General features: G+C 75.1%; 18 protein-coding genes. 15 read left to right on the forward strand and 3 right to left on the reverse strand.

What is annotated here, in order from left to right:
* Positions 1-94: 94 nt before the first annotated feature.
* From hrcA to ACZ3KJ_RS02400, 9 genes are all read left to right on the forward strand, one after another.
* The gene (gene hrcA / locus ACZ3KJ_RS02360) at positions 95-1,111 is read left to right on the forward strand and encodes a heat-inducible transcriptional repressor HrcA (protein WP_401697008.1); all 1,017 of its coding nucleotides are present in this window, start codon (positions 95-97) and stop codon (positions 1,109-1,111) included.
* Positions 1,112-2,248 carry a molecular chaperone DnaJ gene (dnaJ, locus tag ACZ3KJ_RS02365; protein WP_467523936.1) on the forward strand — a complete coding sequence of 379 codons (1,137 nt, stop codon included), beginning with the start codon at positions 1,112-1,114 and terminating at the stop codon, positions 2,246-2,248. It abuts the gene before it with no gap.
* Between the two features lie 225 nt (positions 2,249-2,473).
* Positions 2,474-3,562: a nitronate monooxygenase gene (locus ACZ3KJ_RS02370; protein WP_467523938.1), complete on the forward strand. Its 1,089-nt coding sequence runs from the start codon at positions 2,474-2,476 to the stop codon at positions 3,560-3,562.
* Positions 3,559-4,305 (forward strand): 16S rRNA (uracil(1498)-N(3))-methyltransferase, encoded by a 747-nt coding sequence (locus tag ACZ3KJ_RS02375; protein ID WP_467523940.1) that lies wholly within the window; start codon positions 3,559-3,561, stop codon positions 4,303-4,305. Before ACZ3KJ_RS02370 ends, ACZ3KJ_RS02375 begins: the two co-directional genes overlap by 4 nt.
* Before the next feature lie 288 nt (positions 4,306-4,593).
* Complete coding sequence (locus tag ACZ3KJ_RS02380) at positions 4,594-5,214, forward strand: hypothetical protein (protein WP_467523942.1); 621 nt, start codon at positions 4,594-4,596, stop codon at positions 5,212-5,214.
* Positions 5,215-5,302: 88 nt separating this feature from the next.
* The gene (locus tag ACZ3KJ_RS02385) at positions 5,303-8,554 is read left to right on the forward strand and encodes a S41 family peptidase (RefSeq protein WP_467523943.1); all 3,252 of its coding nucleotides are present in this window, start codon (positions 5,303-5,305) and stop codon (positions 8,552-8,554) included.
* 556 nt (positions 8,555-9,110) lie between these two features.
* On the forward strand, positions 9,111-9,464 hold the full coding sequence (locus tag ACZ3KJ_RS02390) for a histidine triad nucleotide-binding protein (protein WP_467523945.1): 354 nt from the start codon (positions 9,111-9,113) through the stop codon (positions 9,462-9,464).
* Positions 9,465-9,470: 6 nt separating this feature from the next.
* Positions 9,471-10,376: a ribonuclease Z gene (locus tag ACZ3KJ_RS02395; protein ID WP_467523946.1), complete on the forward strand. Its 906-nt coding sequence runs from the start codon at positions 9,471-9,473 to the stop codon at positions 10,374-10,376.
* A gap of 20 nt (positions 10,377-10,396) precedes the next feature.
* Positions 10,397-11,386, forward strand: a complete 990-nt coding sequence (locus ACZ3KJ_RS02400; protein ID WP_467523947.1) for an adenosine deaminase — start codon at positions 10,397-10,399, stop codon at positions 11,384-11,386.
* A gap of 80 nt (positions 11,387-11,466) precedes the next feature.
* Here the strand turns inward: ACZ3KJ_RS02400 and ACZ3KJ_RS02405 are convergent, their stop codons facing one another.
* Positions 11,467-12,534 carry a heme/hemin ABC transporter substrate-binding protein gene (locus ACZ3KJ_RS02405; protein WP_467523948.1) on the reverse strand — a complete coding sequence of 356 codons (1,068 nt, stop codon included), beginning with the start codon at positions 12,532-12,534 and terminating at the stop codon, positions 11,467-11,469.
* 83 nt (positions 12,535-12,617) lie between these two features.
* On the opposite strand from ACZ3KJ_RS02405, the gene ACZ3KJ_RS02410 reads away from it, so the two are divergent.
* The 4 genes from ACZ3KJ_RS02410 to ACZ3KJ_RS02425 all read left to right on the forward strand — a co-directional run bounded on the left by ACZ3KJ_RS02410 (position 12,618) and on the right by ACZ3KJ_RS02425 (position 17,898).
* On the forward strand, positions 12,618-13,439 hold the full coding sequence (locus ACZ3KJ_RS02410; protein ID WP_467523949.1) for a hypothetical protein: 822 nt from the start codon (positions 12,618-12,620) through the stop codon (positions 13,437-13,439).
* 32 nt (positions 13,440-13,471) lie between these two features.
* On the forward strand, positions 13,472-14,482 hold the full coding sequence (locus tag ACZ3KJ_RS02415) for an HtaA domain-containing protein (RefSeq protein WP_467523950.1): 1,011 nt from the start codon (positions 13,472-13,474) through the stop codon (positions 14,480-14,482).
* Between the two features lie 184 nt (positions 14,483-14,666).
* Positions 14,667-15,203: a hypothetical protein gene (locus tag ACZ3KJ_RS02420; protein WP_467523951.1), complete on the forward strand. Its 537-nt coding sequence runs from the start codon at positions 14,667-14,669 to the stop codon at positions 15,201-15,203.
* A 91-nt stretch (positions 15,204-15,294) separates the two neighbouring features.
* Positions 15,295-17,898, forward strand: a complete 2,604-nt coding sequence (locus ACZ3KJ_RS02425) for an immunoglobulin I-set domain protein (RefSeq protein ID WP_467523952.1) — start codon at positions 15,295-15,297, stop codon at positions 17,896-17,898.
* A 109-nt stretch (positions 17,899-18,007) separates the two neighbouring features.
* On the opposite strand, the gene ACZ3KJ_RS02430 is transcribed toward ACZ3KJ_RS02425, so the two are convergent.
* Both ACZ3KJ_RS02430 and ACZ3KJ_RS02435 read right to left on the reverse strand, forming a co-directional pair.
* The gene (locus tag ACZ3KJ_RS02430; protein WP_467523953.1) at positions 18,008-19,354 is read right to left on the reverse strand and encodes an MFS transporter; all 1,347 of its coding nucleotides are present in this window, start codon (positions 19,352-19,354) and stop codon (positions 18,008-18,010) included.
* Between the two features lie 184 nt (positions 19,355-19,538).
* Positions 19,539-20,330: an IclR family transcriptional regulator gene (locus tag ACZ3KJ_RS02435; RefSeq protein ID WP_467523955.1), complete on the reverse strand. Its 792-nt coding sequence runs from the start codon at positions 20,328-20,330 to the stop codon at positions 19,539-19,541.
* 163 nt (positions 20,331-20,493) lie between these two features.
* On the opposite strand from ACZ3KJ_RS02435, the gene ACZ3KJ_RS02440 reads away from it, so the two are divergent.
* Both ACZ3KJ_RS02440 and ACZ3KJ_RS02445 read left to right on the forward strand, forming a co-directional pair.
* Complete coding sequence (locus ACZ3KJ_RS02440; RefSeq protein WP_467523957.1) at positions 20,494-21,783, forward strand: glucarate dehydratase family protein; 1,290 nt, start codon at positions 20,494-20,496, stop codon at positions 21,781-21,783.
* A gap of 277 nt (positions 21,784-22,060) precedes the next feature.
* The gene (locus tag ACZ3KJ_RS02445) at positions 22,061-23,194 is read left to right on the forward strand and encodes a carbohydrate kinase family protein (protein WP_467523959.1); all 1,134 of its coding nucleotides are present in this window, start codon (positions 22,061-22,063) and stop codon (positions 23,192-23,194) included.
* Positions 23,195-23,304: the final 110 nt, after the last annotated feature.

Raw genomic sequence — 23,304 nt, forward strand, 5'->3', positions numbered from 1 at the left:
CCACCGCCGTACACTGGCCGGGGAACGCTGGCACTCGGAAGTGAAGAGTGCCAGGCAGAGCGCCAGGGGACGATCGACTGGAGGTGCGCGCGCGATGCTGAGTGAACGAAGGCTCCAGGTACTGCGGGCCATCGTCCAGGACTACGTGGGCACCGAGGAGCCGGTCGGCTCCAAGGCGCTCACCGAGCGGCACAACCTCGGCGTCTCCCCGGCGACGGTCCGCAACGACATGGCCGCCCTGGAGGACGAGGGGTTCATCGCCCAGCCGCACACCAGTGCCGGGCGCATCCCCACCGACAAGGGCTACCGGCTGTTCGTCGACAAGCTGGCCGGCGTCAAGCCGATGACGGCCCCCGAGCGGCGGGCCATCCAGAACTTCCTCGACGGCGCCGTCGACCTCGACGACGTCGTGGCCCGCACGGTACGGCTGCTCGCGCAGCTCACCCGGCAGGTCGCCGTCGTGCAGTATCCCTCCCTGACCCGGTCCACCGTGCGGCACGTGGAACTGCTGTCGCTCGCGCCCGCCCGGCTGATGCTCGTGCTCATCACGGACACCGGCCGGGTCGAGCAGCGGATGGTGGACTGCCCGGCGCCGTTCGGCGAGTCCTCGCTGGCGGACCTGCGGGCGCGGCTGAACAGCCGGGTCGCGGGCCGCCGCTTCGCGGACGTGCCGCGGCTGGTGGAGGACCTGCCCGACGCCTTCGAGGCGGAGGACCGCGGCACGGTCTCGACGGTGCTCTCCACGCTGCTGGAGACCCTCGTCGAGGAGAACGAGGAGCGGCTGATGATCGGCGGCACCGCCAATCTCACCCGCTTCGGACATGACTTTCCCCTCACCATCCGGCCCGTCCTGGAGGCCCTGGAGGAGCAGGTCGTGCTCCTCAAGCTCCTGGGCGAGGCGGGCGATTCGGGCATGACCGTGCGCATCGGCCACGAGAACGCCTACGAGGGACTCAACTCCACTTCCGTGGTGTCGGTCGGCTACGGTTCGGGCGGCGAGGCAGTCGCCAAGCTCGGCGTGGTCGGACCGACCCGCATGGATTACCCGGGAACGATGGGAGCGGTACGCGCAGTGGCACGGTACGTCGGACAGATCCTGGCGGAGTCGTAAGTGGCCACGGACTACTACGCCGTTCTCGGCGTGCGCCGCGACGCGTCGCAGGAAGAGATCAAGAAGGCCTTCCGGCGGCTCGCACGCGAGCTGCACCCGGACGTCAACCCCGATCCGAAGACCCAGGAGCGGTTCAAGGAGATCAACGCCGCCTACGAGGTGCTGTCGGACCCGCAGAAGAAGCAGGTCTACGACCTCGGCGGCGACCCCCTCTCGCAGGCGGGCGGCGGTGGCGCGGGCGGCTTCGGCGCCGGCGGCTTCGGCAACTTCTCCGACATCATGGACGCGTTCTTCGGCACGGCGTCCCAGCGCGGCCCGCGCTCGCGCACCCGCCGGGGCCAGGACGCCATGATCCGGCTGGAGGTCGAGCTCGACGAGGCGGCCTTCGGCACGACCAAGGACATCCAGGTCGACACGGCCATCGTCTGCTCCACCTGCAACGGCGAGGGCGCCGCGCCGGGCACCACCGCCCAGACGTGCGACATGTGCCGCGGGCGCGGTGAGGTGTCGCAGGTGACGCGGTCCTTCCTGGGCCAGGTCATGACCTCGCGCCCCTGCCCGCAGTGCCAGGGCTTCGGCACCGTGGTCCCCACCCCCTGCCCGGAGTGCGCCGGCGACGGACGCGTCCGGTCGCGGCGCACCCTCACGGTCAAGATCCCGGCCGGTGTCGACAACGGCACCCGCATCCAGCTCGCCGGCGAGGGCGAGGTCGGTCCGGGCGGCGGTCCCGCCGGTGACCTGTACGTCGAGATCCACGAGCTGCCGCACCACACCTTCCAGCGGCGCGGCGACGACCTGCACTGCACGGTGACGATCCCGATGACCGCGGCGGCCCTCGGCACGAAGGTGCCGCTGGAGACGCTGGACGGCCTGGAGGAGGTCGACATCCGGCCCGGCACCCAGTCCGGCCAGTCGATCCCGCTGCACGGGCGCGGCGTCACGCATCTGCGCGGCGGCGGCCGCGGGGACCTCATCGTGCACGTCGAGGTGCAGACGCCGACGAAGCTGGACCCGGAGCAGGAGCGGCTGCTGCGCGAGCTGTCCAAGCTGCGGGGTGAGGAGCGGCCGCAGGGGCAGTTCCAGCCGGGGCAGCAGGGGCTGTTCTCGCGGCTGAAGGACGCGTTCAACGGGCGGTGACGGGGGGTGGGCGTCGGGGGTTTTCCGCCCCCGCCGCCCCTTCCCGTCCCGTCCCGTCCCCGGGGGCTCTGCCCCCGGACCCCCTTTTCGGCCCTGGACGGGCCTTGTCCTCAAACTCCCCCGGAGGGGGCACCCCCAGACGGGCTGACTGTGCGGCCCCTGCTGAAGAGGTGCCGTGGGGAAGGCCGATTCGGACTTGTCCGGGGGACGTGACAACATGCCGTCATGTCCTCCGCACTGACCGATCTCTTCCCGTACCCGATCGTGCAGGCGCCCATGGCGGGCGGCGTCTCCGTTCCGCAGCTCGCCGCCGCCGTGTCCGAGGCCGGCGGGCTCGGGTTCCTGGCCGCCGGGTACAAGACCGCCGACGGCATGTACCAGGAGATCAAGCAGATGCGGGGGCTGACCGCCCGCCCCTTCGGCATGAACGTCTTCATGCCGCAGCCCCCCTACGCAGAGACCGGCGCCGTCGAGGTCTACGCCCACCAGCTGGCCGGCGAGTCCTCCTGGTACGCGACGGAACTGGGCGACCCGGACAGCGGCCGGGACGACGGCTACGACGCGAAGATCGCGGTGCTGCTGGACAACCCGGTGCCGGTGGTGTCGTTCCACTTCGGCGTGCCCACCCCGGAGGTGCTGGCCTCGCTGCGCCGCGCCGGAACGTTCACGCTGGTCACCGCGACCACCGCCGAGGAGGCCGTGGCCGTGGAACGGGCCGGCGCGGACGCGGTGATCGTGCAGGGCGTGGAGGCCGGCGGCCACCAGGGCACCCACCGCGACGCCCCGGAGAACGACGGCTCCGGCATCGGCCTGCTGTCGCTGACCGCCCAGGTCCGCGAGGCCGTGCGGCTGCCGCTGGTGGCGGCCGGCGGCATCATGCGGGGCAGCCAGATCGCCGCGGTCCTCGCGGCCGGCGCCAGCGCCGCCCAGCTGGGCACGGCCTTCCTCGCCACCCCCGAGTCCGGCGCCGCCGCCGTGCACAAGCAGGCGCTGACGAACCCCCTGTTCGTCCGCACCGCGCTGACCCGCGCCTTCTCCGGCCGCCCGGCCCGCGGCCTGGTCAACCGCTTCCTGCGCGAGCACGGCCCGTACGCGCCCGCCGCCTACCCGGAGGTCCACCACCTCACGTCGCCTCTGCGCAAGGCGGCTGCCAAGGCGGGCGACGCGCAGGGCATGGCCCTGTGGGCGGGGCAGGGCCACCGCATGGCCCGCGAACTGCCCGCCGGGCAGCTGGTGGAGGTGCTGGCGGCCGAACTGGACGCGGCACGGGCGGCGATGACGGCCGGCGCGGCCGGCGGGAGCGGCGGACGATGACCGCGCCCGTCTTCGTCGTCGAGGAACTGCCGCCCGCACCGGCCGAGTTCGTGCTGGACGGACCCGAGGGCCGGCACGCCGTGTCGGTGAAGCGGCTGCGGCCCGGCGAGGAGGTCGTCCTCACCGACGGGGCCGGCCGCTGGGCGCACGGCGAGGTCCTCGCCGCCGAGGGCAAGGACCGGCTGACGGTCGGTCTGGCCGAGGTGGTGGAGGAGCCGCCCCAGTCGCCGCGGATCACCGTCGTGCAGGCACTGCCCAAGGGCGACCGGGGCGAACTGGCCGTCGAGACGATGACCGAGACCGGCGTCGACGCGATCGTGCCCTGGGCGGCCTCCCGCTGCATCACCCAGTGGAAGGGCGAACGCGGGCTGAAGGCGCTCGCCAAGTGGCGGGCCACCGCGCGCGAGGCCGGCAAGCAGTCCCGCCGGGTCCGCTTCCCCGAGGTCGCCGACGCGGCGACCACCCGGCAGGTCGCGGCCCTTCTGGCGCGGGCCGACTTCGCCGCCGTGCTCCACGAGGACCGCGACTACCGCAGCGAGCCCCTCGCCACCGTCCCGCTCCCCGCCGAGGGCGAGATCGTCCTCGTCGTGGGCCCCGAAGGGGGCGTCTCCCCGGACGAGCTGGCACTCTTCGAGGAGGCCGGCGCGAAGGCGTACCGGCTGGGGCGGAGCGTGCTGCGGACGTCGACCGCCGGTACGGCCGCCGCCGCCCTGGTCCTGGGCCGCACCGGCCGCTGGTCCTGACGCACGGCGCCGATCCGGCGGGCCGCGCCTGTCCCGACGGACGGCGCCGGTGCCGGTGCCGGTGGACGCCGCTCGTCCTGACCGACGCCGCTTGTCCTGACCGACGCCGCTTGTCCGGCCTGCGCCGCCCGCCCGGCCTGCGCCGCTTGTCCGGCCTGCGCCGCCCGCCCGGTCGGCGCGGGGGTGCGGACGCGGCGGGAGGGGCTGGCGGGAACACGGTAGGGGGCGGGTGACGAGTGGCGGTATGTGCCCTACCGCGGCCGCCGGGACGGTGGCAGGCTGCCCCGCATGGGGGTTTCCGGACGGATCCGGCTCCGGCCGCACGGCCTGCCGTACACACGCGGGCACGGCAGGCCGTACCGGCTGCGCGCGGCGGCCGTCGCGGGGCTCGCGGCCGTGGCCGTGGGCGGGGTCGCGGCGTGCGAGCCGGGCGGACTGAGTGCCACGAGCGTGGCGTACACGACCGACGAGACGGCGACGGCCGAGATCGAACGGCGGGACGTGGACGTGCGGTGGCTGACGTGCACCGGCGAGTACGGCGACGGTGGGACGGGCGGCTCAGGCGCGGAGACCGTCGCCTCCGTCGCTTCCGTCGACTGCGAGGGCGAGACCGGCGACGGACGGGACATCACGGTCGACGGGCAGGTCACGCGCGCGGTCGACGGCTCCTGCGTGCGCGGGGACCTCCGGGCGGTCGTGGGGGACAGGCAGCTGTTCCGGGTCGCCGGGCTCGGCGACTGCGCCTCCGCGACGCCCTCGCCCGTCGACCCGCCGGCCTCGGCGCAGCCCACGCAGCCCACGCAGCCCGCGCAGCCCGCGGAGCCGGGGCGGCCCACGGTCACCGTGACCGTCACGCGCACCCTCTGGTGCCAGGACGGCGGCGACTGCGGCCCCGCACAAGGGAAGTGACGGTACGACAGGTCACGCGCCGGCGTGAGCGGCGCGGGAACGATCCGTACCCCTGTCGGCGGCACCCGCCCTTGCCTAGAGTGATCGGGTGACACAGTCCGCGACGCCTGCTGCGTACTTCCGTTTCCCGCACCTGCACGGCGAGTCGGTGGCCTTCACCGCCGAGGACGACGTGTGGCTCGCGCCCCTCGACGGCGGCCGCGCCTGGCGCGTCAGCGCCGACAACGTGCCGGTCTCCCTGCCCCGCATCTCGCCCGACGGCACCACCGTCGCCTGGACCTCCACCCGCGACGGCGCCCCCGAGGTGCACGTCGCGCCGGTGGACGGCGGCCCCGCAACCCGGCTGACCTACTGGGGGAGTTGGCGCACCCAGGTGCGCGGCTGGACCCCCGACGGCCAGGTCCTGGTGCTCAGTTCCCACGACCAGGCGAGCACGCGCCGCACCTGGGCGCGCGCCGTCCCGCTCGACGGCGGACCGGCGACCACCCTGCCGTACGGGCCCGTCGGCGCCGTCGCCCACGGACCGCGCACCGTGCTGCTGACCGTGTCCATGGGCCGCGAGGCCGCCCACTGGAAGCGCTACCGGGGCGGTACGGCGGGCAGGCTGTGGATCGAGCGGGACGCCCACGACGGGGAGGGCGCCGGCGAGTTCGTACGGCTGCACGACGACCTCGACGGCAACATCGAGGACCCGGTGTGGGTGGGGACGGGGGGCGACCCGCTCGAAGGAAGCCGGGAGCGGGGGAGGATCGCGTTCCTCTCCGACCACGAGGGCACCGGGGCGCTGTACTCCTCCCTCGCCGACGGATCGGACCTGCGGCGGCACACCCCTCTCGACGGCTTCTACGCCCGGCACGCCGCCGGTGACGGCCGGCGCGTCGTCTACGTCCGCGCCGGCGAGCTGTGGGTCCTCGACGACCTCGACGGCGCCGAGCCGCGCCGGCTCGACGTGCGGCTCGGCGGGCAGCGCACCGACCGGCGGCCGTACCCGGTGAGCGCCGCCCGCTGGCTGGGGTCCGCCGCACCCGACCACACGGCGCGCGGCAGCGCCGTCGAGGTGCGCGGCGCCGTCCACTGGGTCACCCACCGCTCCGGGCCCGCCCGCGCGCTCGCCGCCGAACCCGGGGTGCGGGCCCGGCTGCCGCGGACCTTCCGCGCGGACGGCGAGGAGTGGGTGGTGTGGGTGACGGACGCCGAGGGCGAGGACGCCCTGGAGTTCGCCCCCGCCACCGGTCCGGCCCCGGGGGCGGCGCCGCGCCGGCTGGCCGGCGGACGGCTCGGCCGGGTCCTGGAGCTCGCCATGGCCCCGGACGGCAGCCGTGCCGCCGTCGCCGCGCACGACGGGCGGCTGCTGCTCGTCGAGCGGGAGACCGGCGAGGTCCGCGAGGTCGACCGCAGCGAGGACGGTGACGTGGGCGACCTGGTCTTCTCCCCCGACTCCGGCTGGCTGGCCTGGTCCCACCCCGGCCCGCGCCCGCTCAGCCAGATCAAGCTCGCCCACACCACCGACCTGTCGGTCACCGAGGCGACCCCGCTGCGCTTCCGCGACTACGCGCCCGCCTTCACCCTCGACGGCAAGCACCTGGCGTTCCTGTCCACGCGCGCCTTCGACCCCGTCTACGACCAGCACGCCTTCGACCTCTCCTTCGTCGCGGGCGCCCGGCCGCACCTGATCACCCTGGCCGCCACCACGCCCTCGCCGTTCGGCCCGCAGCGGCACGGCCGCCCCTTCGAGACGTCCGACAAGGACGAGACCCCCGACAGCGAGGGCACCCCGGCGACCCGTGTCGACCTGGAGGGGCTCGCCGACCGGATCATCCCGTTCCCGGTGGAGGCGGGCCGCTGCTCCGGGCTGCGCGCGGCGAAGGACGGCGTGCTGTGGCTGCGCCATCCGGTGCGCGGGGTCCTCGGCGCCTCCCGCGCCACGCCGGACGCCCCCGACCCGCACACCGAGCTGGAGCGCTACGACCTCGCCCAGCACCGCCTGGAACACCTCGCCGCCGACGTCGACGGCTTCGAGGTCAGCGGCGACGGCAAGCGGCTGCTGCTGTGGTCCGACGGCAAGCTCAGGGTCGTTCCCGCCGACCGGCGCGCCTCCGGCGACGAGGACAGCGACACCAACGTCACCGTCGACCTCGGCCGCGTCCGCCAGACGGTCGACCCGGCCGCCGAGTGGCGGCAGATGTACGAGGAGACCGGCCGCGTCATGCGGGACAACTTCTGGCGGCCCGACCTCGGCGGCGTCGACTGGGACGGCGTCCTGGACCGCTACCGGCCCGTCCTGGACCGCATCGCCACCCACGACGACCTGGTCGACCTGCTGTGGGAGGTGCACGGCGAACTCGGCACCTCGCACGCCTACGTCGTCCCGGCCGGCGGCCGCGGCCACGGCGCCGGCCAGGGCCTGCTCGGCGCCGACGTCTCCCGCCACGAGGACGGCGGCTGGCGCATCGACCGCATCCTGCCCGCGGAGACCTCCGACCCCGACGCCCGCTCCCCGCTGGCGGCACCCGGGGTCGCCGTGCGCGCCGGTGACGCGATCGTCGCCGTCGCCGGGCATCCGGTGGACCCGGTCACCGGGCCCGGACCGCTGCTCGTCGGTACGGCGGGCCGGGCCGTCGAGCTGACGATCTCGCCGTCCGGCGGGGGCGAGCCGCGGCACGCCGTCGTCGTCCCGGTCGACGACGAGGAGCCGCTGCGCTACCACGCCTGGGTCGCGGACCGCCGGGCGTACGTGCACGAGAAGTCCGGCGGGCGGCTCGGCTACCTCCACGTGCCCGACATGCAGGCGCCCGGCTGGGCGCAGATCCACCGCGACCTGCGCGTCGAGGTGGCCCGCGAGGGGCTCGTCGTCGACGTGCGGGAGAACCGCGGCGGGCACACCTCCCAGCTGGTGGTGGAGAAGCTGGCGCGGCGCATCGTCGGCTGGGACGTGCCGCGCGGGATGCGGCCGTCCAGCTATCCCGAGGACGCGCCCCGGGGGCCCGTCGTCGCCGTCGCCGACGAGTTCTCCGGCTCGGACGGGGACATCGTCAACGCGGCGGTCAAGGCGCTCGGCATCGGGCCGGTGGTCGGCACCCGGACCTGGGGCGGCACGATCGGCATCGACAGCCGCTACCGCCTGGTGGACGGCACACTGGTCACCCAGCCCAAGTACGCGATCTGGCTGGAGGGCCAGGGCTGGGGCGTGGAGAACCACGGCGTCGACCCCGACGTGGAGGTGGTCATCCGCCCGCAGGACCACGCGGCGGGCCGCGACCCCCAACTCGACGAGGCGATCCGCCTGGCCCTGGCCACCCTGGAACAGACCCCCGCCAAAACACCCCCCACACTGCCGTGAGCCCCACCCACCCCGTGAAGGGGCGCGGGGAACTGCGCGCCCGGCCCCGCACGGCCCGCAGTGCACGACGGCCGCCCGCCCGCCCGGGGCGCCAGGGGCATGCGTCGACCGGCGACCCAGGCCGCGCGCATGCCGTGAAGGGGCGCGGGGAACTGCGCGCCCAACCCCGCACGGCCCGCAGTGCACGACCGGCACCCGCCGCCGGGGCGACGGGGGCATGCGTCGACCGGCCCCCCAGGGCGCGCGCATGCCGTGAAGGGGCGCGGGGAACTGCGCGCCCGGCCCCGCACGGCCCGCAGTGCACGACGGCCGCCCGCCCGCCCGGGGGCGACGGGGGCATGCGTCAACCGGTGCCCCAGGGCGCGCGCATGCCGTGAAGGGGCGCGGGGAACTGCGCGCCCGGCCCCGCACGGCCCGCAGTGCACGACCGGCACCCGCCGCCGGGGCGACGGGGGCATGCGTCGACCGGCCCCCCAGGCCGAGCACACCGCCCCCTGCCCGCCGGGCGACGGCGATAGCATGCCCCCGTACGCGATCACCACCCGGAGGAGGCCGCATGTCAGGTGAGCCGCAGGACGACTGCCTGTTCTGCAAGATCGTCGAGAAGCACGTCCCGGCGACGATCGTGCGCGAGACCGAGACGACCCTCGCCTTCCGGGACATCAACCCGCAGGCGCCCACGCACGTCCTGGTGATCCCCAAGGCGCACCACCAGGACGCCGCCGCCCTCGCCGCCGAGGCGCCGCAGCTCGCCGCGGACGTCCTGCGCGAGACGCAGGCGGTCGCCGACCAGGAGAACCTGGAGAGCTACCGCGTCGTCTTCAACACCGGCAGCGGCGCCGGACAGACCGTCTGGCACGCCCACGCGCACGTCCTCGGCGGCCGGGGCCTGCACTGGCCCCCCGGATAGGCCGCCGTGTCCGTCCGTGAACTGGTGGTCCTGGGCACCGCCAGCCAGGTCCCGACCCGGCACCGCAACCACAACGGCTACCTGCTGCGCTGGGACGGCGAGGGCCTCCTCTTCGATCCCGGCGAGGGCACCCAGCGCCAGATGCTGCGCGCCGGGGTGGCCGCCCACGACCTGAACCGGATCTGCGTCACGCACTTCCACGGCGACCACTGCCTCGGCCTGGCCGGCGTCATCCAGCGCGTCAACCTGGACAAGGTGCCGCACCCGGTCACCGCGCACTACCCGCGCTCCGGCCAGCGCTTCTTCGACCGGCTGCGGTACGCGACCGCCTACCGTGAGACGGTCGGCGTCACCGAGGCGCCCGTCGACACGGACGGACCCCTCGCCGTCACGGACACCTACACCCTTGAGGCCCGCAGGCTCTCCCACCCCGTCGAGTCGTACGGCTACCGGCTCGTCGAGCCCGACGGCCGCCGTATGCTGCCCGACCTGCTCGCCGCGCACGGCGTCAAGGGCCCGGACGTCGGCCGGATCCAGCGGGAGGGGGCGATCGGCGGGGTGTCGCTGGAGGACGTCAGCGAGGTGCGGCGCGGACAGCGCTTCGCGTTCGTCATGGACACGCGGATGTGTGACGGGGTGCACGCGCTCGCCGACGGCTGCGACATGCTCGTCATCGAGTCGACCTTCCTGGACGACGACAGGGAACTCGCCATCGAACACGGCCACCTGACGGCCGGCCAGGCGGCGGGGGTCGCGCGGGACGCCCGCGTACGGCATCTGGTGCTCACCCACTTCAGCCAGCGCTACTCCGATCCCGAGGAGTTCGAGCGGCAGGCGCGGGCGGCCGGGTACGAGGGCCAGCTGACCGTGGCGCACGACCTCCTCCGGGTGCCGGTTCCGAAACGGCGGTAAAACCCCCGTACCATGCTTTGATGCCCCTCCCCAAAGCTGAACTGCACCTGCACATCGAAGGCACCCTGGAGCCGGAGCTGGCGTTCGCGCTCGCGGCCCGCAACGGCGTCGCCCTGCCGTACGCCGACACGGACGCGCTCCGCGAGGCGTACCGGTTCGAGGACCTCCAGTCCTTCCTGAACCTGTACTACGAGCTGATGGCGGTGCTGCGCACCGAGCGGGACTTCGAGGACCTGGCCGACGCCTACCTCGCCCGGGCCGCCGAGCAGGGCGTGCGGCACGCCGAGATCTTCTTCGACCCGCAGGCCCACCTCTCCCGGGGCGTGGGGATGGGCACCGTCGTCGAGGGGCTGTGGCGGGCGCTCGGCAGCAGCGAGGAGCGGCACGGCGTCTCCACCCGGTTGATCCTGTGCTTCCTGCGCGACGAGTCCGCCGAGTCGGCGCTGGAGACGCTGGAGGCGGCCCGGCCGTACCTGGACCGGATCACCGGCGTCGGCCTGGACTCCGCCGAGGTCGGGCACCCGCCGGTGAAGTTCCGCGAGGTGTACGAGGCCGCCGCGGCGCTGGGCCTGCGGCGGGTGGCGCACGCGGGGGAGGAGGGGCCGCCGGAGTACATCACCGAGGCCCTCGACGTGCTCGGCGTGGAGCGCGTCGACCACGGGCTGCGGTGCATGGAGGACCCGGCGCTGGTGGAGCGGCTGGTGCGGGAGCGGATCCCGCTGACGCTGTGCCCGCTGTCCAACGTCCGGCTGCGCACCGTCGACACCCTCGCCGACCACCCGCTGCCGGCGATGCTCGACGCCGGGCTGCTGTGCACGGTGAACTCCGACGACCCGGCCTACTTCGGCGGCTACGCCGGCGACAACTTCGACGCCGTACGGCGCACCCTGGGCCTGGGCGAGGACCGGTTGCGCGAACTCGCCCGCAACTCCTTCACCGCCTCCTTCCTGGAGGACGACGAGGAGCGGCGGGCCCGCTACCTGGCCGAGGTGGACGCCTACGTCTTCTAGCCGGCCCTTCTGCCGGCCGACCGCCTTTTCAAGCCGATAGCCTCTGCCGGCCGACCACCTCTGCCGGCCGACCCCCTCTGCTAACCGACACCCTGATGGATCCGGTCCACCAGGAGGTCGATGACGAGCGGCGTGCGCGGGCCGTAGCCGAGGAGCACGCCGTCCTCCAGGTCGACGACCCGGCGGTTCAGGCCGGCCGGGGTCTGGGCGATGCCCGGGATCCGGAGGAGGCCGTCGATGCCGCCGACCGACTCCAGGCCCTTGGTCATCATCAGGATGACGTCGGGCTGCGCCTGGGCCAGCGCCTCGGTGGTGATCGGGGTGAACGGCTTGTCCAGGCCCGCCGCCGTGCCCGCGTCCACCGCGCCGGCCGCCGCGAGCAGGGAGTCGGCGCCGGAGCCCTTGCCGCCGATGAGGTAGACGGCCGCGCTGCCGCGCATGTACAGGAACGCGACCTTGGGCCGGCTGCCCTCCGGCACGGCCGCGCGGGCCGCCGCCAGGTCGTCGCTCATCCGCCGGTTGAGCGCCCGGCCCGCCTCCGGCACCCCGAGGGCCTCGGCGATCCGGGTGGTGCGGGTGGTGACGTCGGACAGCTTCGTCGCCGGGTCGAGGACGACGACCGGGATCCCGGCGTCCCGGATCTGCTGCACGGCCTCCTTCGGCCCGGTGTCGGTGTCGGCGAGCACGACCGTGGGCCGCAGCGACAGCACGCTCTCCGCGCTCACGTCGTGCGCCCTGGTGACCTGGGGGAGCTCCTTCGCCTCCTCGAAGGTCGCCGTGATGTCCCGGCCGACGACCCGGTCGCCGAGCCCGAGCGTGAACACGGTCTCCGCGACACCCCCGTTGAGCGGGAGGATGCGCGAGGCGTCGGAGACGGTGACCCGGCGGCCGTCGGAGGAGTCGACGGTGACCGGCAGCTCCGGTGCCGGGGGCGCGCCTTCGAGCGGTACGACCGTGTTCTTCGCGAGCTGCTCCGCGGCCGCGGCGGCCCGCGCGCTCGCGGACGCCGGGGACGTCTGCGGGGCGCCGCCGGTCCCCGTGGTGCCGCCCGCGCACGCCCCGGTCAGCAGGGCGAGGGCCACTCCGAGGGCGGCGAGGCGGCCCCGAGCGGGGCGTCTGCCGGACCGCTCTCTCCGGGATGCGCGCATGATCTTCCTTCCCCTCATCTGGCACACAGTCAGCGAATAGTTTAGGTTAGCCTTCCCTTAGTTTCTGGTGGTGGGGGTGTGCCATGACATCGGCAAGTGGCCTGCGCGGCCACGGAGTTGGCTGTTTCCTCGCGGTCGCCTCGGCGTCCGCCCTGCTGCTCACGGCCTCACCGGCCGGGGCGGCGGGCGCGTCGGCGACGGGCCCCGAGGGGCAGAAACTCACCGTGTCCCGGTCGTCCGGACTCGACCCGGCGGGCGAGACGGTCACCGTGACCGGCTCCGGCTACAACACCGAGAAGGGCATCTACGTGGCCTTCTGCGTGGACAACGGAGCCGGGAAGACGCCCACGCCCTGCGTCGGCGGGGTCGACATGTCCGGCGAGTCCGGCGCCTCCGTCTGGATCTCCTCCGACCCGCCCTCCTACGGCGAGGGCCTGGCGAAGCCCTACGGCGGCAGCGCGCACCGGGGCACCTTCAGCGTGCGGATCAAGGTGCGTGCCGAGGACGCCAACACCGACTGCACCGCCACCGGGGTCACCTGCGCCGTCATCACGCGCAACGACCACACCCGGGGCGGGGACCAGAGCCAGACGGTCCGCATCCCCGTGACGTTCGCCGCCGCGGGCGGCGCGCAGAGCGGCTCCGGCTCGGGCTCCGGCTCCTCCGCGACGGCGGCGGCGACGCCGGGCGCGAGCGCGACGCCCACGGCGGGCACGACCGGCGGGTCGGACGGCGGGTCGGACGGCGGCGGTGCCACCGAGGCCTCCGACGGCTCCATGGCCAGTACCGGCTCCGGCCTCGCGCTGCCCCTCGGGCTCACCGCGGCCGCGCTGGTCGCGGCCGGCGCCGGGACCCGGATCTGGGTCCGCCGGCGGCGGCGCTCCGCCGACTCCGCCACGAACTGACGCGACCTCGTCTCCCGGAGGGAGAACCGAAGATGGTGAAGAGACCCGGCGCCGTCGCCCTGGCGGCCGGCGCCCTGCTCGCGCTGGGGTGTCCGGCAACGGCAACGGCGACGGCAACGGCAACGGCGACGGCGGTGACACAAGGCCGGGCCGCCGGGGAGGCCCGCGAGGTGTCCGGCGGACACGTGGACTGGTCCGCGTCCGCGGGGGACCTGGCCGGGCGGGGCGTCTCGCTGACGGTCACCGCGCCCGCCTCCCAGGCGGCCGGGCAGGCCCGGTTCCCGGCCGTGGCCGGCACCGTCGCCGCCGAAGGCGGCTCCGCCGACGTCGCACTGGGCGGCGCGGCGCGTCTCGGCGGACCCGCGGACCGCCCGCTCGTCCTCGCCGGACTGCGCCTGGAACTGGCCGGCGGCGAGGGCGCGCTGCACGCCCGTACGGTCGTCGACGGGCGGGCGCGGGAGCTGGAACTGGCTGAGGTGGCCGCCTCCGGCGCCGGGCCCGCCGTACAGGCGGCCGGGGTGACCTGGACCGGCCTGCGGGCCGCGCTCACCGAGGAGGGGGCCGCGCTGCTGTCCGCCTGGAGCGGGAGCCCGTTCGCGGCGGGGGACGGGCTCGGCGCGTTCGACGTGACGGTCGGCACCGCGTCCGGTGCCACCTCCGGCACAGGGGCGGGTGACGCCCCCGGGGCCGCCTCCGGTACGGCGGCCGGCGGTTCTCCACAGGCGGCTGCGGGCTCCGGGCCCTCGCGGCCCGCCGGACAGGAGAAACCCGTGGAGCCCGCCGCCGCCGTGTCCCGTGCCACCCTGGCCGCGGGCGGGGAGCAGACCGTCACGGGCACCGGCTTCGCGCCCGGCGCGGTGGTCCTCGTCGCGATCGACGGCGACACGCGCTACCAGGCGGTCGCCGACGCGGGGGGCGGTGTCGGCCGGACCTTCCCGGTGTACGCCGGTGCCGTCGAGGGCGAGCACACGGTGGAGCTGACGGCCGTGAGCGGCGAGCGGGCCGTCGTGAGCACCCGGTTCGAGGTCGCGGCGCCGCACTGACGGCAGCCGTGGACACCGTCTGCACAGGCACACAGGAGCGGGCCGCCGGTCCGCTCCCCGGCATGCCCGGAGGGCGGGTTTCCGCAGGTGGGGACAGGTTTTTGCGATCCGTTGACAAGCGCCCACAGCTCGTACTTAGGTTTGCCTTACCTAAGTTCGACTCCCCGACGGAAAGGTTCCCGCCATGAGAGTCCCCACCGCCCGCACCGCCGCCCGTGCCGGCCTCGCCGTGGCCGCCTCCGCCGCGCTCACCCTGGGCCTGGCGACCTCCGCCTCCGCCGCCACCGCGACCCGCACGATCGTCGACGGCGGCACCACCTACAACCTGTCGGTGACCGCCCCCGGCACGGCCTCCGCGGCCGGCCAGGTCATCAACGTCACCGGCTCCGGCTTCAACACGGGCCAGGGCATCTACGTCGGCCTGTGCGTGGTCGACGGGGCGCCCGGCGCGAACAAGCCGACCCCGTGCCTCGGCGGCCAGGACGAGGACGGCTCGACCGGCGCCTCGCACTGGGTCAACAACCTCTTCGGCGGGCTGTTCGCCAACAGCTCCACGTTCGGCGCCGGCGGCACCTTCGACGTGGACATCTACGTCAAGGCCACCCTCGACGACGGCAGCGTCTGCGGCCAGGACGTCGAGTGCGCCGTCGTCACCCGCGCGGACCACTTCGACAGCGGCGACCGCAAGTACGACGTCCACGTCCCGATCACCTTCCAGTGACCGCCGGTTGACCGGCCGTCGGGCCGGGCCCTGCGCACCGGGGCCCGGCCCGACGGCGTCCGGCGGCCCACGACCAGTGAGGAACACTCCCATGCAGCACAGACGCCCGGCGGCGCTCCTCGGCGCCGCCGCGCTCGTGGCCGCCGCGGCGACCGCCGTCACCACCGGCACGGCCGCCCGTGCCTCCGACACCCCGAGGACCGCCCTCGGCGCCCACGGCCAGAAGCTCACCGTGTCCGCCTCCGCGAACCTCGACCCCGACGGCGAGAAGCTCCGCGTCACCGGCTCCGGCTACGACGACACCAAGGGGATCTACGTCGCCGTCTGCAAGGACAACGGCGACGGCCGCATCCCCACCCCGTGCCTCGGCGGCGCCGACCAGAGCGGGACCGGCGGCACCTCGGCGTGGATCATCCCCGCGGACGCCTCCGACGAGGGCGCGGGCACGGTCGCCGTCCGCTGGGGCGCGGGCGGCACCTTCGACGTCGAACTCAGCGTCACGGCGCGGGACGGCGGCCTCGACTGCCTCCAGGTCGCCTGCTCGGTCGTCACCCGCGTCGACCACAACGCCGCCGGCGACCGCTCCCAGGACGTCCGCGTCCCCCTCGCCTTCCAGGGCCAGGAACCCGGCGACGGCGGCGGTGACGGCGTGGACGTCCCGCCGGGCACCGTCAGCTATGTGCGGGCGGACGAGAAGGAGTTCGCCACCACGAACGCCGGCCGCCCGCTGGACCTCCTGCTGCACCCCGACTCGGGGAACCTGTACGTCGGCGCGGACAACATCCCCGACACCTCCGACGTGGCCGAGCAGGGCCTGTACGTCCTGGACGCCGCGAACGGCACGGCCCTCGGCCACATCGCCCAGGCCCCCGGGGCGAACGGCGCGATGGCCGCCCGCGTGGTCCGCCGGATCGTCGCCCCCCTCCCCGGCGACGGCGTGGTCTTCCACTACCCGCTGCGCGGCATCGGCACCGCCAGGTCCGGCGACGCGACGGCGCGGGGCATCTGGGCCGACGGCGCCTCGTACACCGGCGTCGGCCAGGACGCCGACACCTCCACCGTCCTGATCGCGGCGGGCCCCGAGCTGCGCCGCGTCGACCTCGCCACCGGCACCGTCGAGGACACGGTCACCCTGGAGGGCGGGAGCGAGCTCGGCGTGGACGCCGCCCACGGCGCCGCCTGGTCCGTCGGCACCGACGGGGGCCGGCCGGTGCTGCGCCGCGTCGACACCACGACCTTCGACGTGACCGCCACGGCCGAGCTCCCCGCCGACGTCCTCACCTTCGTCGAGCCGGACCCGGCGACCGGCGACGTCTGGGTGGGCAACGGGACCTCCGTGCTCGTCTTCGACCGGAACGCCGAGCCGCTGGCCACCCTCACGGGCGAGGACCGTGCCATGGCGGCGGCCTTCGACCGGACCACCGGACGGGCCTTCGTGCTGCGCGAGGACGTCTCCGACGGCACCACGGACGACACCGGATCGCTCGAGATCCTCGACAGCGCGACCTTCCGGCCGGCCGCCGACGCGGTCCCGCTGCCGGGCAGCGTCAGGGTGGGCGCCTACGCCGGCGTCGCCGTCACCCCCGGCGCCACGTCCGTCTACCTCACCAGGGCGGCCGAGAGCAAGGTCCTCCGGTACGACCTGCGGATGTCCCCCGAGGTCACCCAGGCCCCCACCGACCGGACCGCCGCCCCCGGCGACGAGGTCACGTTCGTCGCGGCGGCCGAGGGCACCCCCACGCCGACCGTGAGCTGGCAGGTCAGCCCGGACGGCGGCCAGACCTGGTCCACGATCGAGGGCGCGACGGGGAACGCGTACTCCTTCACCGCGAAGGCGGCGCACGACGGCTACGCCTACCGCGCCGAGTTCGGGAACACCGCGGGCACCACCCGCACCGCGCCGGTCACCCTGACCGTCACGGACACCGGAGGCACCGGAGGCACCGGCGGCACCGGGGGCACCGGGGGCGGAGACGGCGAGGACACCGAGCCGTCCGGCACCAGGACCGTCACCGGCACGGGTGGCCAGAAGCTCACCGTCACCCCGGTCAACAACCTCGCCACCGAGGACCAGGTCCTCAAGGTCACCGGCTCCGGCTACGACATGGAGAAGGGCATCTACGTCGCCCTCTGCGTCGACAACGGCGACGGCGAACTGCCCACGCCCTGCATCGGCGGCGTCGACATGACCGGCGGCTCGCACAGCTCGGCGTGGATCTCCTCCGACCCGCCGGACTACGGCGAGGGCCTGGCGACCCCGTACGGCACCGGCGGCACCTTCTCGGTCGAGCTGACCGTCGACGCCGAGGACGCGTACACGGACTGCTTCGAGGCGACGTGCGTCCTGGCCACCCGTGCCGACCACACCCGCTCCGGCGACCGCTCCCAGGACGTGAAGGTCCCGGTCGCCTTCGTCGGCCAGGACCCGGTGGACACGGACGACGACGCGAGCACCGGCGGCACGTCCGCGGGCTCGTCGGGCGGCACCTCCGGCGGCACGGGGTCGGCGTCCGGGGGGACGGCCGCCTCCGGTGGCACCGGCACGACGGGCGGTACGTCCGCCACGGCCGACACCGGCGGCAGCCTGGCCTCGACCGGCGCCGCGATCGGTACGGCGGCCGCCGCGGCGGCCCTGCTCACGGCGGCGGGCTGGTACCTCCACCGCCGCGCCCGGGCACCCCGCCGCAGCCGCTGACCCCGACCGCCACCGCCCGGCCCCGGTACGGCACCGACGCCCGGCTCCGGCCCCGGTACGGCACCGCCGTCCGGGGCCGGCCCCTTGTCCGGTACCGGGGGAGCTGCGTTCAGGCCCCGGGTCCCGCGCCGGCCCCGGCCCGGCGTGGGCCGGCCGTGTCGTAGGCGTCGCGGGCGGGCCGGGCGGGGGCGGGGACCGGGATGTCGACGACCTGCTGCTCGGGGGCGCCGATCTGGGGGACCGAGCCGTGGGGGGTGCCGGTGGACGCGGCGACCACGGCGGCCGGGGTGCCGCCCCGGCGGCGGACGGTGCCCGGCAGCAGGGGGCGGCCCGCGGTGTGCAGGGCCACCGCGGTCAGCGGCACCGCCACGACCAGCAGTCCGGCGCCCAGCACCAGCCCCATCACCGGGAACCCGGCCCGGGCCGACAGCAGGCTGCCGGTGAGCGGACCCGCCGCCGTCCCCAGCGAGCCGGCCGAGCCGGCCAGCACCGCCCAGCGCCCCCGCGGGTCGAGCGAGGCGGCCAGGCCGATGAGGTACGACAGGACGACGGGGTACAGCGCGTTCCAGGCGATCTCGCCCGCGGCGAAGCTCGCCAGTCCCGTCGCCGACGCGCTCACCGCCACGCACCCGGCGATCAGCACGGTCCCGCCGCCGATGGGCACGGCCCGCCCCAGCCGGGGCCCCAGCGCGCCCGCGCCGAGGACGCCCAGCAGTCCGGCGCCGAGCGCCACGGCGAACACGGCGCCCACGGTGGCCTCGCCGAGGTGGGCCTGCGTCAGGCCGATCCGCCCGCTGACGCCCCACAGGGCGTTCTGCACGAGGGACCAGCAGGGCATCGCCGCGACCAGGACCAGCCCGGAGCGCAGGTGCGGCGGGCGGCGGGTGTCGGCGGTGCCGGTCCGGGCCGGGACGTCCGCCGTGGCCCGCGGGAGCCGGCCGGTCAGCGGCCACACCGCGAGCGCGGTGAGCGCGATCGCGGCCAGCGGCTGCCCGTGGCCCCCGCCGAGGTGCGGGACCGTCAGATAGACGACGCCCGCGAGCGCGGAGACGGACAGCAGGCCGAGCGAGGAGGCGCGGTGCGGGTCGGGCTGGGCGGCGATGCGGGTGGCGGCGACCGTGGTGGCCGTACCGGAGCCGAAGCCGCCGAGGACGGCGCCCGCGACGACGGCCGGGACGCTCCCGGCGAGCGCGGCCCCGCCGTACCCGAGGACGGCGAGCGCCAGTCCGGTCCGGGCCAGGGTCCGCGCCCCGATCCGTTCGACGCGGGAGGCCAGGGCGAAACCGGCGGAGGCCGAACTCAGCAGCAGCGCGCTGCCGACGGCACCGGCCTGTGTGGCGGACAGCGGCAGTCCGGCGTCCAGCCGGCCCACGACGGTGGGCAGCAGATAGGGAGCGAGGTACCCGGCCGTGAAGAGGGCGACGAGGGGCCAGGGAGTGGTGCGGGGGGAGAACACGGGCGTTCCAGGGCGTGCGAAAGGAGCGGCTCGAGACCGGAGGAAGGGGGAGGGCGCCGACCGTCGACGGACAGGAACGCGCGGGCAATTTGTATCAAGCACGTAGTGCGAGCAGAAGCGCGGGTCCCGTGATCTGGATCACTTTGCGGTTTGCGGTGCGGAAGGTCGGGTAAACGCGCGGCGGTCAACGCCAGTTGACGGCCCCGCCCGCCCCCGGCGCCCTGGCCTCGATCTTCGCCCTGATCTCCCGCATCACCGCGACGATCCGTTCCTCGTGCTCCGGCGTCAGCCGGGCCACCGGCACCGAGCAGCTGACCGCGTCCTGCGCGGGCACCTCGTAGCGCAGCGCGAACCCGAAGCCGACGATGCCGGTGACGCCCTCCTCGCGGTCGACCGCGTAGCCGCGCGCCCGGATCTCCGCGAGGTCCGCCGCCAGCGAGGCGCGGTGGGTGTGCGAGCGCGGCGTGAGCGCCTCGTACGGGCCCTCGGGCAGCTCCCCGTCGGGGCGTTCGGCCAGCAGCGCCTTGCCGAGGGCGCCCGCGTGGGCGGGCAGCCGCCGGCCGACGCGGCTGATGGTGCGCAGGTATGCGTGCGACTCGCGCGTCGCCAGGTACGCCACGTCCCGCCCGTCGAGCCGCCCCAGGTGGATCGTCTCGCCCAGTTCCTCGGAGGCCTCGTCGAGGTACGGTCGCACCAGCCGGACCCGCGGGTCGGAGTCGAGGTAGCTCGTGCCGGTCAGCAGGGCGTGGATGCCGATGCCGTAGAGCGAGCCGGTGGCGTCCGTCCGCACCCAGCCCCGGCCGATCAGGGTTTGCAGCAGCGCGTACATCGAGCTGCGCGGCACGCCCAGCTCGTCGGCCAGTTCCTGCAACCGCGCCGGGCGGTCGCCCCGCGCCGCGAGCAGTTCCAGCAGCTCGACCGTGCGCGCGGCCGACTTCACCTCACGGACGCCGCCCCCGCCAACCGTCTCCGCCATGCGCCGATCGTAAGCCGCCGCCCGGGACCCATTGACCGGGCGCAGTTCGCCTACCTAACCTCCATCTTCGTATGTGGATGACATCTATGTGGGGAGACGGACCCCGCTCGCCGCACCGGAAGAACCCGCTCACCGCCGGACCCGCCCTCGGAGGAGCCGCCCCGTGAACCTCACCGTCACCGACGTCCGCCTCACGCCGATCCTCGTCGCCGACCCGCCGCTGCTCAACACCCAGGGCGTGCACCAGCCGTACACCCCCCGGCTGATCGTGGAGGTGGAGACGGCCGACGGCGTCACCGGCGTCGGCGAGACGTACGGCGACATCAAGTACCTGGAGCTGGCCCGGCCGTTCGCCGAGCGGCTCAAGGGGCGTCAGGTCAGCGACCTCAACGGCCTGTTCACCGTCGCGGACGAGCTGGCCGTCGACCGGTCCCGGGTCCTCGGCCAGGTGGACGTGGGCGGCCTGCGCGGCGTCCAGACGGCCGACAAGCTGCGGCTCTCCGTCGTCTCCGGCTTCGAGGTCGCCTGCCTCGACGCCCTCGGCAAGGCGCTCGGGCTGCCCGTGCACGCGCTGCTCGGCGGCAAGGTGCGCGACGCCGTCGAGTACAGCGCGTACCTCTTCTACAAGTGGGCCGGCCACCCCGAGGGCGTGGCCGGCGAGCAGGACGACTGGGGCCCCGCACTCGACCCGGCCGGCGTCGTGGAGCAGGCCCGCCGCTTCACCGAGCGCCACGGCTTCACCTCCTTCAAGCTCAAGGGCGGCGTCTTCCCGCCCGAGGAGGAGATCGCCGCCGTCCGCGCCCTCGCCGAGGCCTTCCCCGGACACCCGCTGCGCCTCGACCCCAACGGCGCCTGGTCCGTGGCGACCTCGCTGAAGGTGGCGCGGGAGCTGGGCGACGTCCTGGAGTACCTGGAGGACCCCGCGCTCGGCATCCCCGCCATGGCCCAGGTCGCCGCGGAGACCGGTGTGCCGCTCGCCACCAACATGTGCGTGACGACCTTCGCCGAGATCCAGGAGGCGTTCACCAGGGGCGCCGTGCAGGTCGTCCTCTCCGACCACCACTACTGGGGCGGGCTGCGCACCACGCAGCAGCTCGCCGCGGTCTGCCGCACCTTCGGCGTCGGCGTCTCCATGCACTCCAACACCCACCTGGGCATCAGCCTGGCCGCGATGACCCACGTCGCCGCCACCGTGCCGAACCTCCACCACGCCTGCGACTCCCACTACCCCTGGCAGTCGGAGGACGTCCTGACCGAGCGCCTCACCTTCACCGGCGGCAAGGTCGCCGTCACGGACACGCCCGGCCTCGGCGTCGCACTGGACCGTGAGCGGCTGCGGGTCCTCCACCGGCGCTGGCTCGACGACGACGGCGCGCTGCGCGAGCGCGACGACACGGCCGCGATGCGCGTCGCCGACCCCGCCTGGGTCACCCCCGCCGTCCCCCGCTGGTGACCCTCCGCCACGCCCCCGGCTCCCACCACGGCCGCGCCGCCCCCTCTCCCCGATCGGCTCGGGCACGGCGACCGCCGTCGTCGGACCGGTCCGGTGCCGCCGCGGCCCGGACCTCGAAGCCCGCTGCCCGGCCGCCGCGGGCGGGTTTCGAACCGGCGCTCCCCGGTACGCCCCCGTAAGCGCCCCCCCACGCGGCCCCCCGTCCGTGTGACGCACGGCGTGTCGTCATCGGCGTGGTGCACACTGGCCAGATCCCCACCACGCCAGGGAGCGCACCGTGACCGCGTCCACCACGTCCACCGGAGAGGGACACCACCACCGGACCCGCCAGGCCGCCCGGGTCGACCCCCTGGCCGCCCTGCGCGCCCCCGGCGACCCGCCCCGGGACGTCTACCTGACCGGCACCGTCTTCCTCGACATCGTCTTCACCGGGCTCGACTCCGCCCCGGTGCGCGGGACCGAGTCCTGGGCCCGCGGGATGGGGTCGAGCCCCGGCGGCGTCGCCAACATGGCCACCGCCCTGGCCCGCCTGGGCCTGCGCACCTCCCTCGCGGCCGCGTTCGGCGACGACCACTACGGCGAGTACTGCTGGGACGCCCTGGAACAGGGCGAGGGCATCGACCTGACGGCCTCGCGCACCGTCCCCGGCTGGCACTCCCCGGTCACCGTCTCCATGGCCTACGAGGGGGAGCGCACGATGGTCTCCCACGGCCACGAGCCGCCCCCCGAGGAACCCGCCCCCGAGCACCCGCCGTTCGCCCGGGCCGCCGTCGCCTCCCTCACCCCCGGCGAGCGCGCCCCCTGGATCGCCCAGGCCGCGAGCCGCGGCACCCGGGTCTTCGCCGACGTCGGCTGGGACGACACCGGCGCCTGGGACCTCGCGGGCCTCGCCGACCTGGAGCACTGCGAGGCCTTCCTGCCGAACGCCGAGGAGGCCATGCGCTACACCGGCGCGAGCTGCCCGCGCGCCGCGGCCCACGCCCTCACCGAGCACGTACCGCTCGCGGTCGTCACGCTCGGCGCGGACGGCGCCTACGCGGTGGACCGCCGGACGGGCGAGACCGCCGAGGTCCCGGCGATCGCCGTGGAGGCCCTGGACCCCACCGGCGCGGGCGACGTCTTCGTGGCCGGTTTCGTCACCGGCACCCTCGCGGGATGGCCGCTCGCCGACCGCCTCGCCTTCGCCGGACTCACCGCCGCCCTCTCCGTCCAGGAGTTCGGCGGCTCCCTCTCGGCCCCCGGCTGGTCCGAGATCGCCGCCTGGTGGCGCCGGGTGCAGTCGGTCGAGGGCCAGGACCCCGGCGCGCTGCGCCGGTACGCGTTCCTGGAGGCCCTGCTCCCGCACGAGGAGACGGCACCCTGGCCGCTGCGCCGGGCGGTCCCGACGATCGGCTTCCGCCGCTCGGCATAGAAGCTGTCCGTACGAAAAGCCCTACGGCGTTGTCAGCCCCCTGGCGTACCCTTGAACTCGCCAGGCCGCCCTCGTGGCAGGCGAGACGCATCCGGGAGGACGTAGAGGCC

This window comes from Streptomyces sp. NPDC003248 (genome assembly GCF_055563235.1).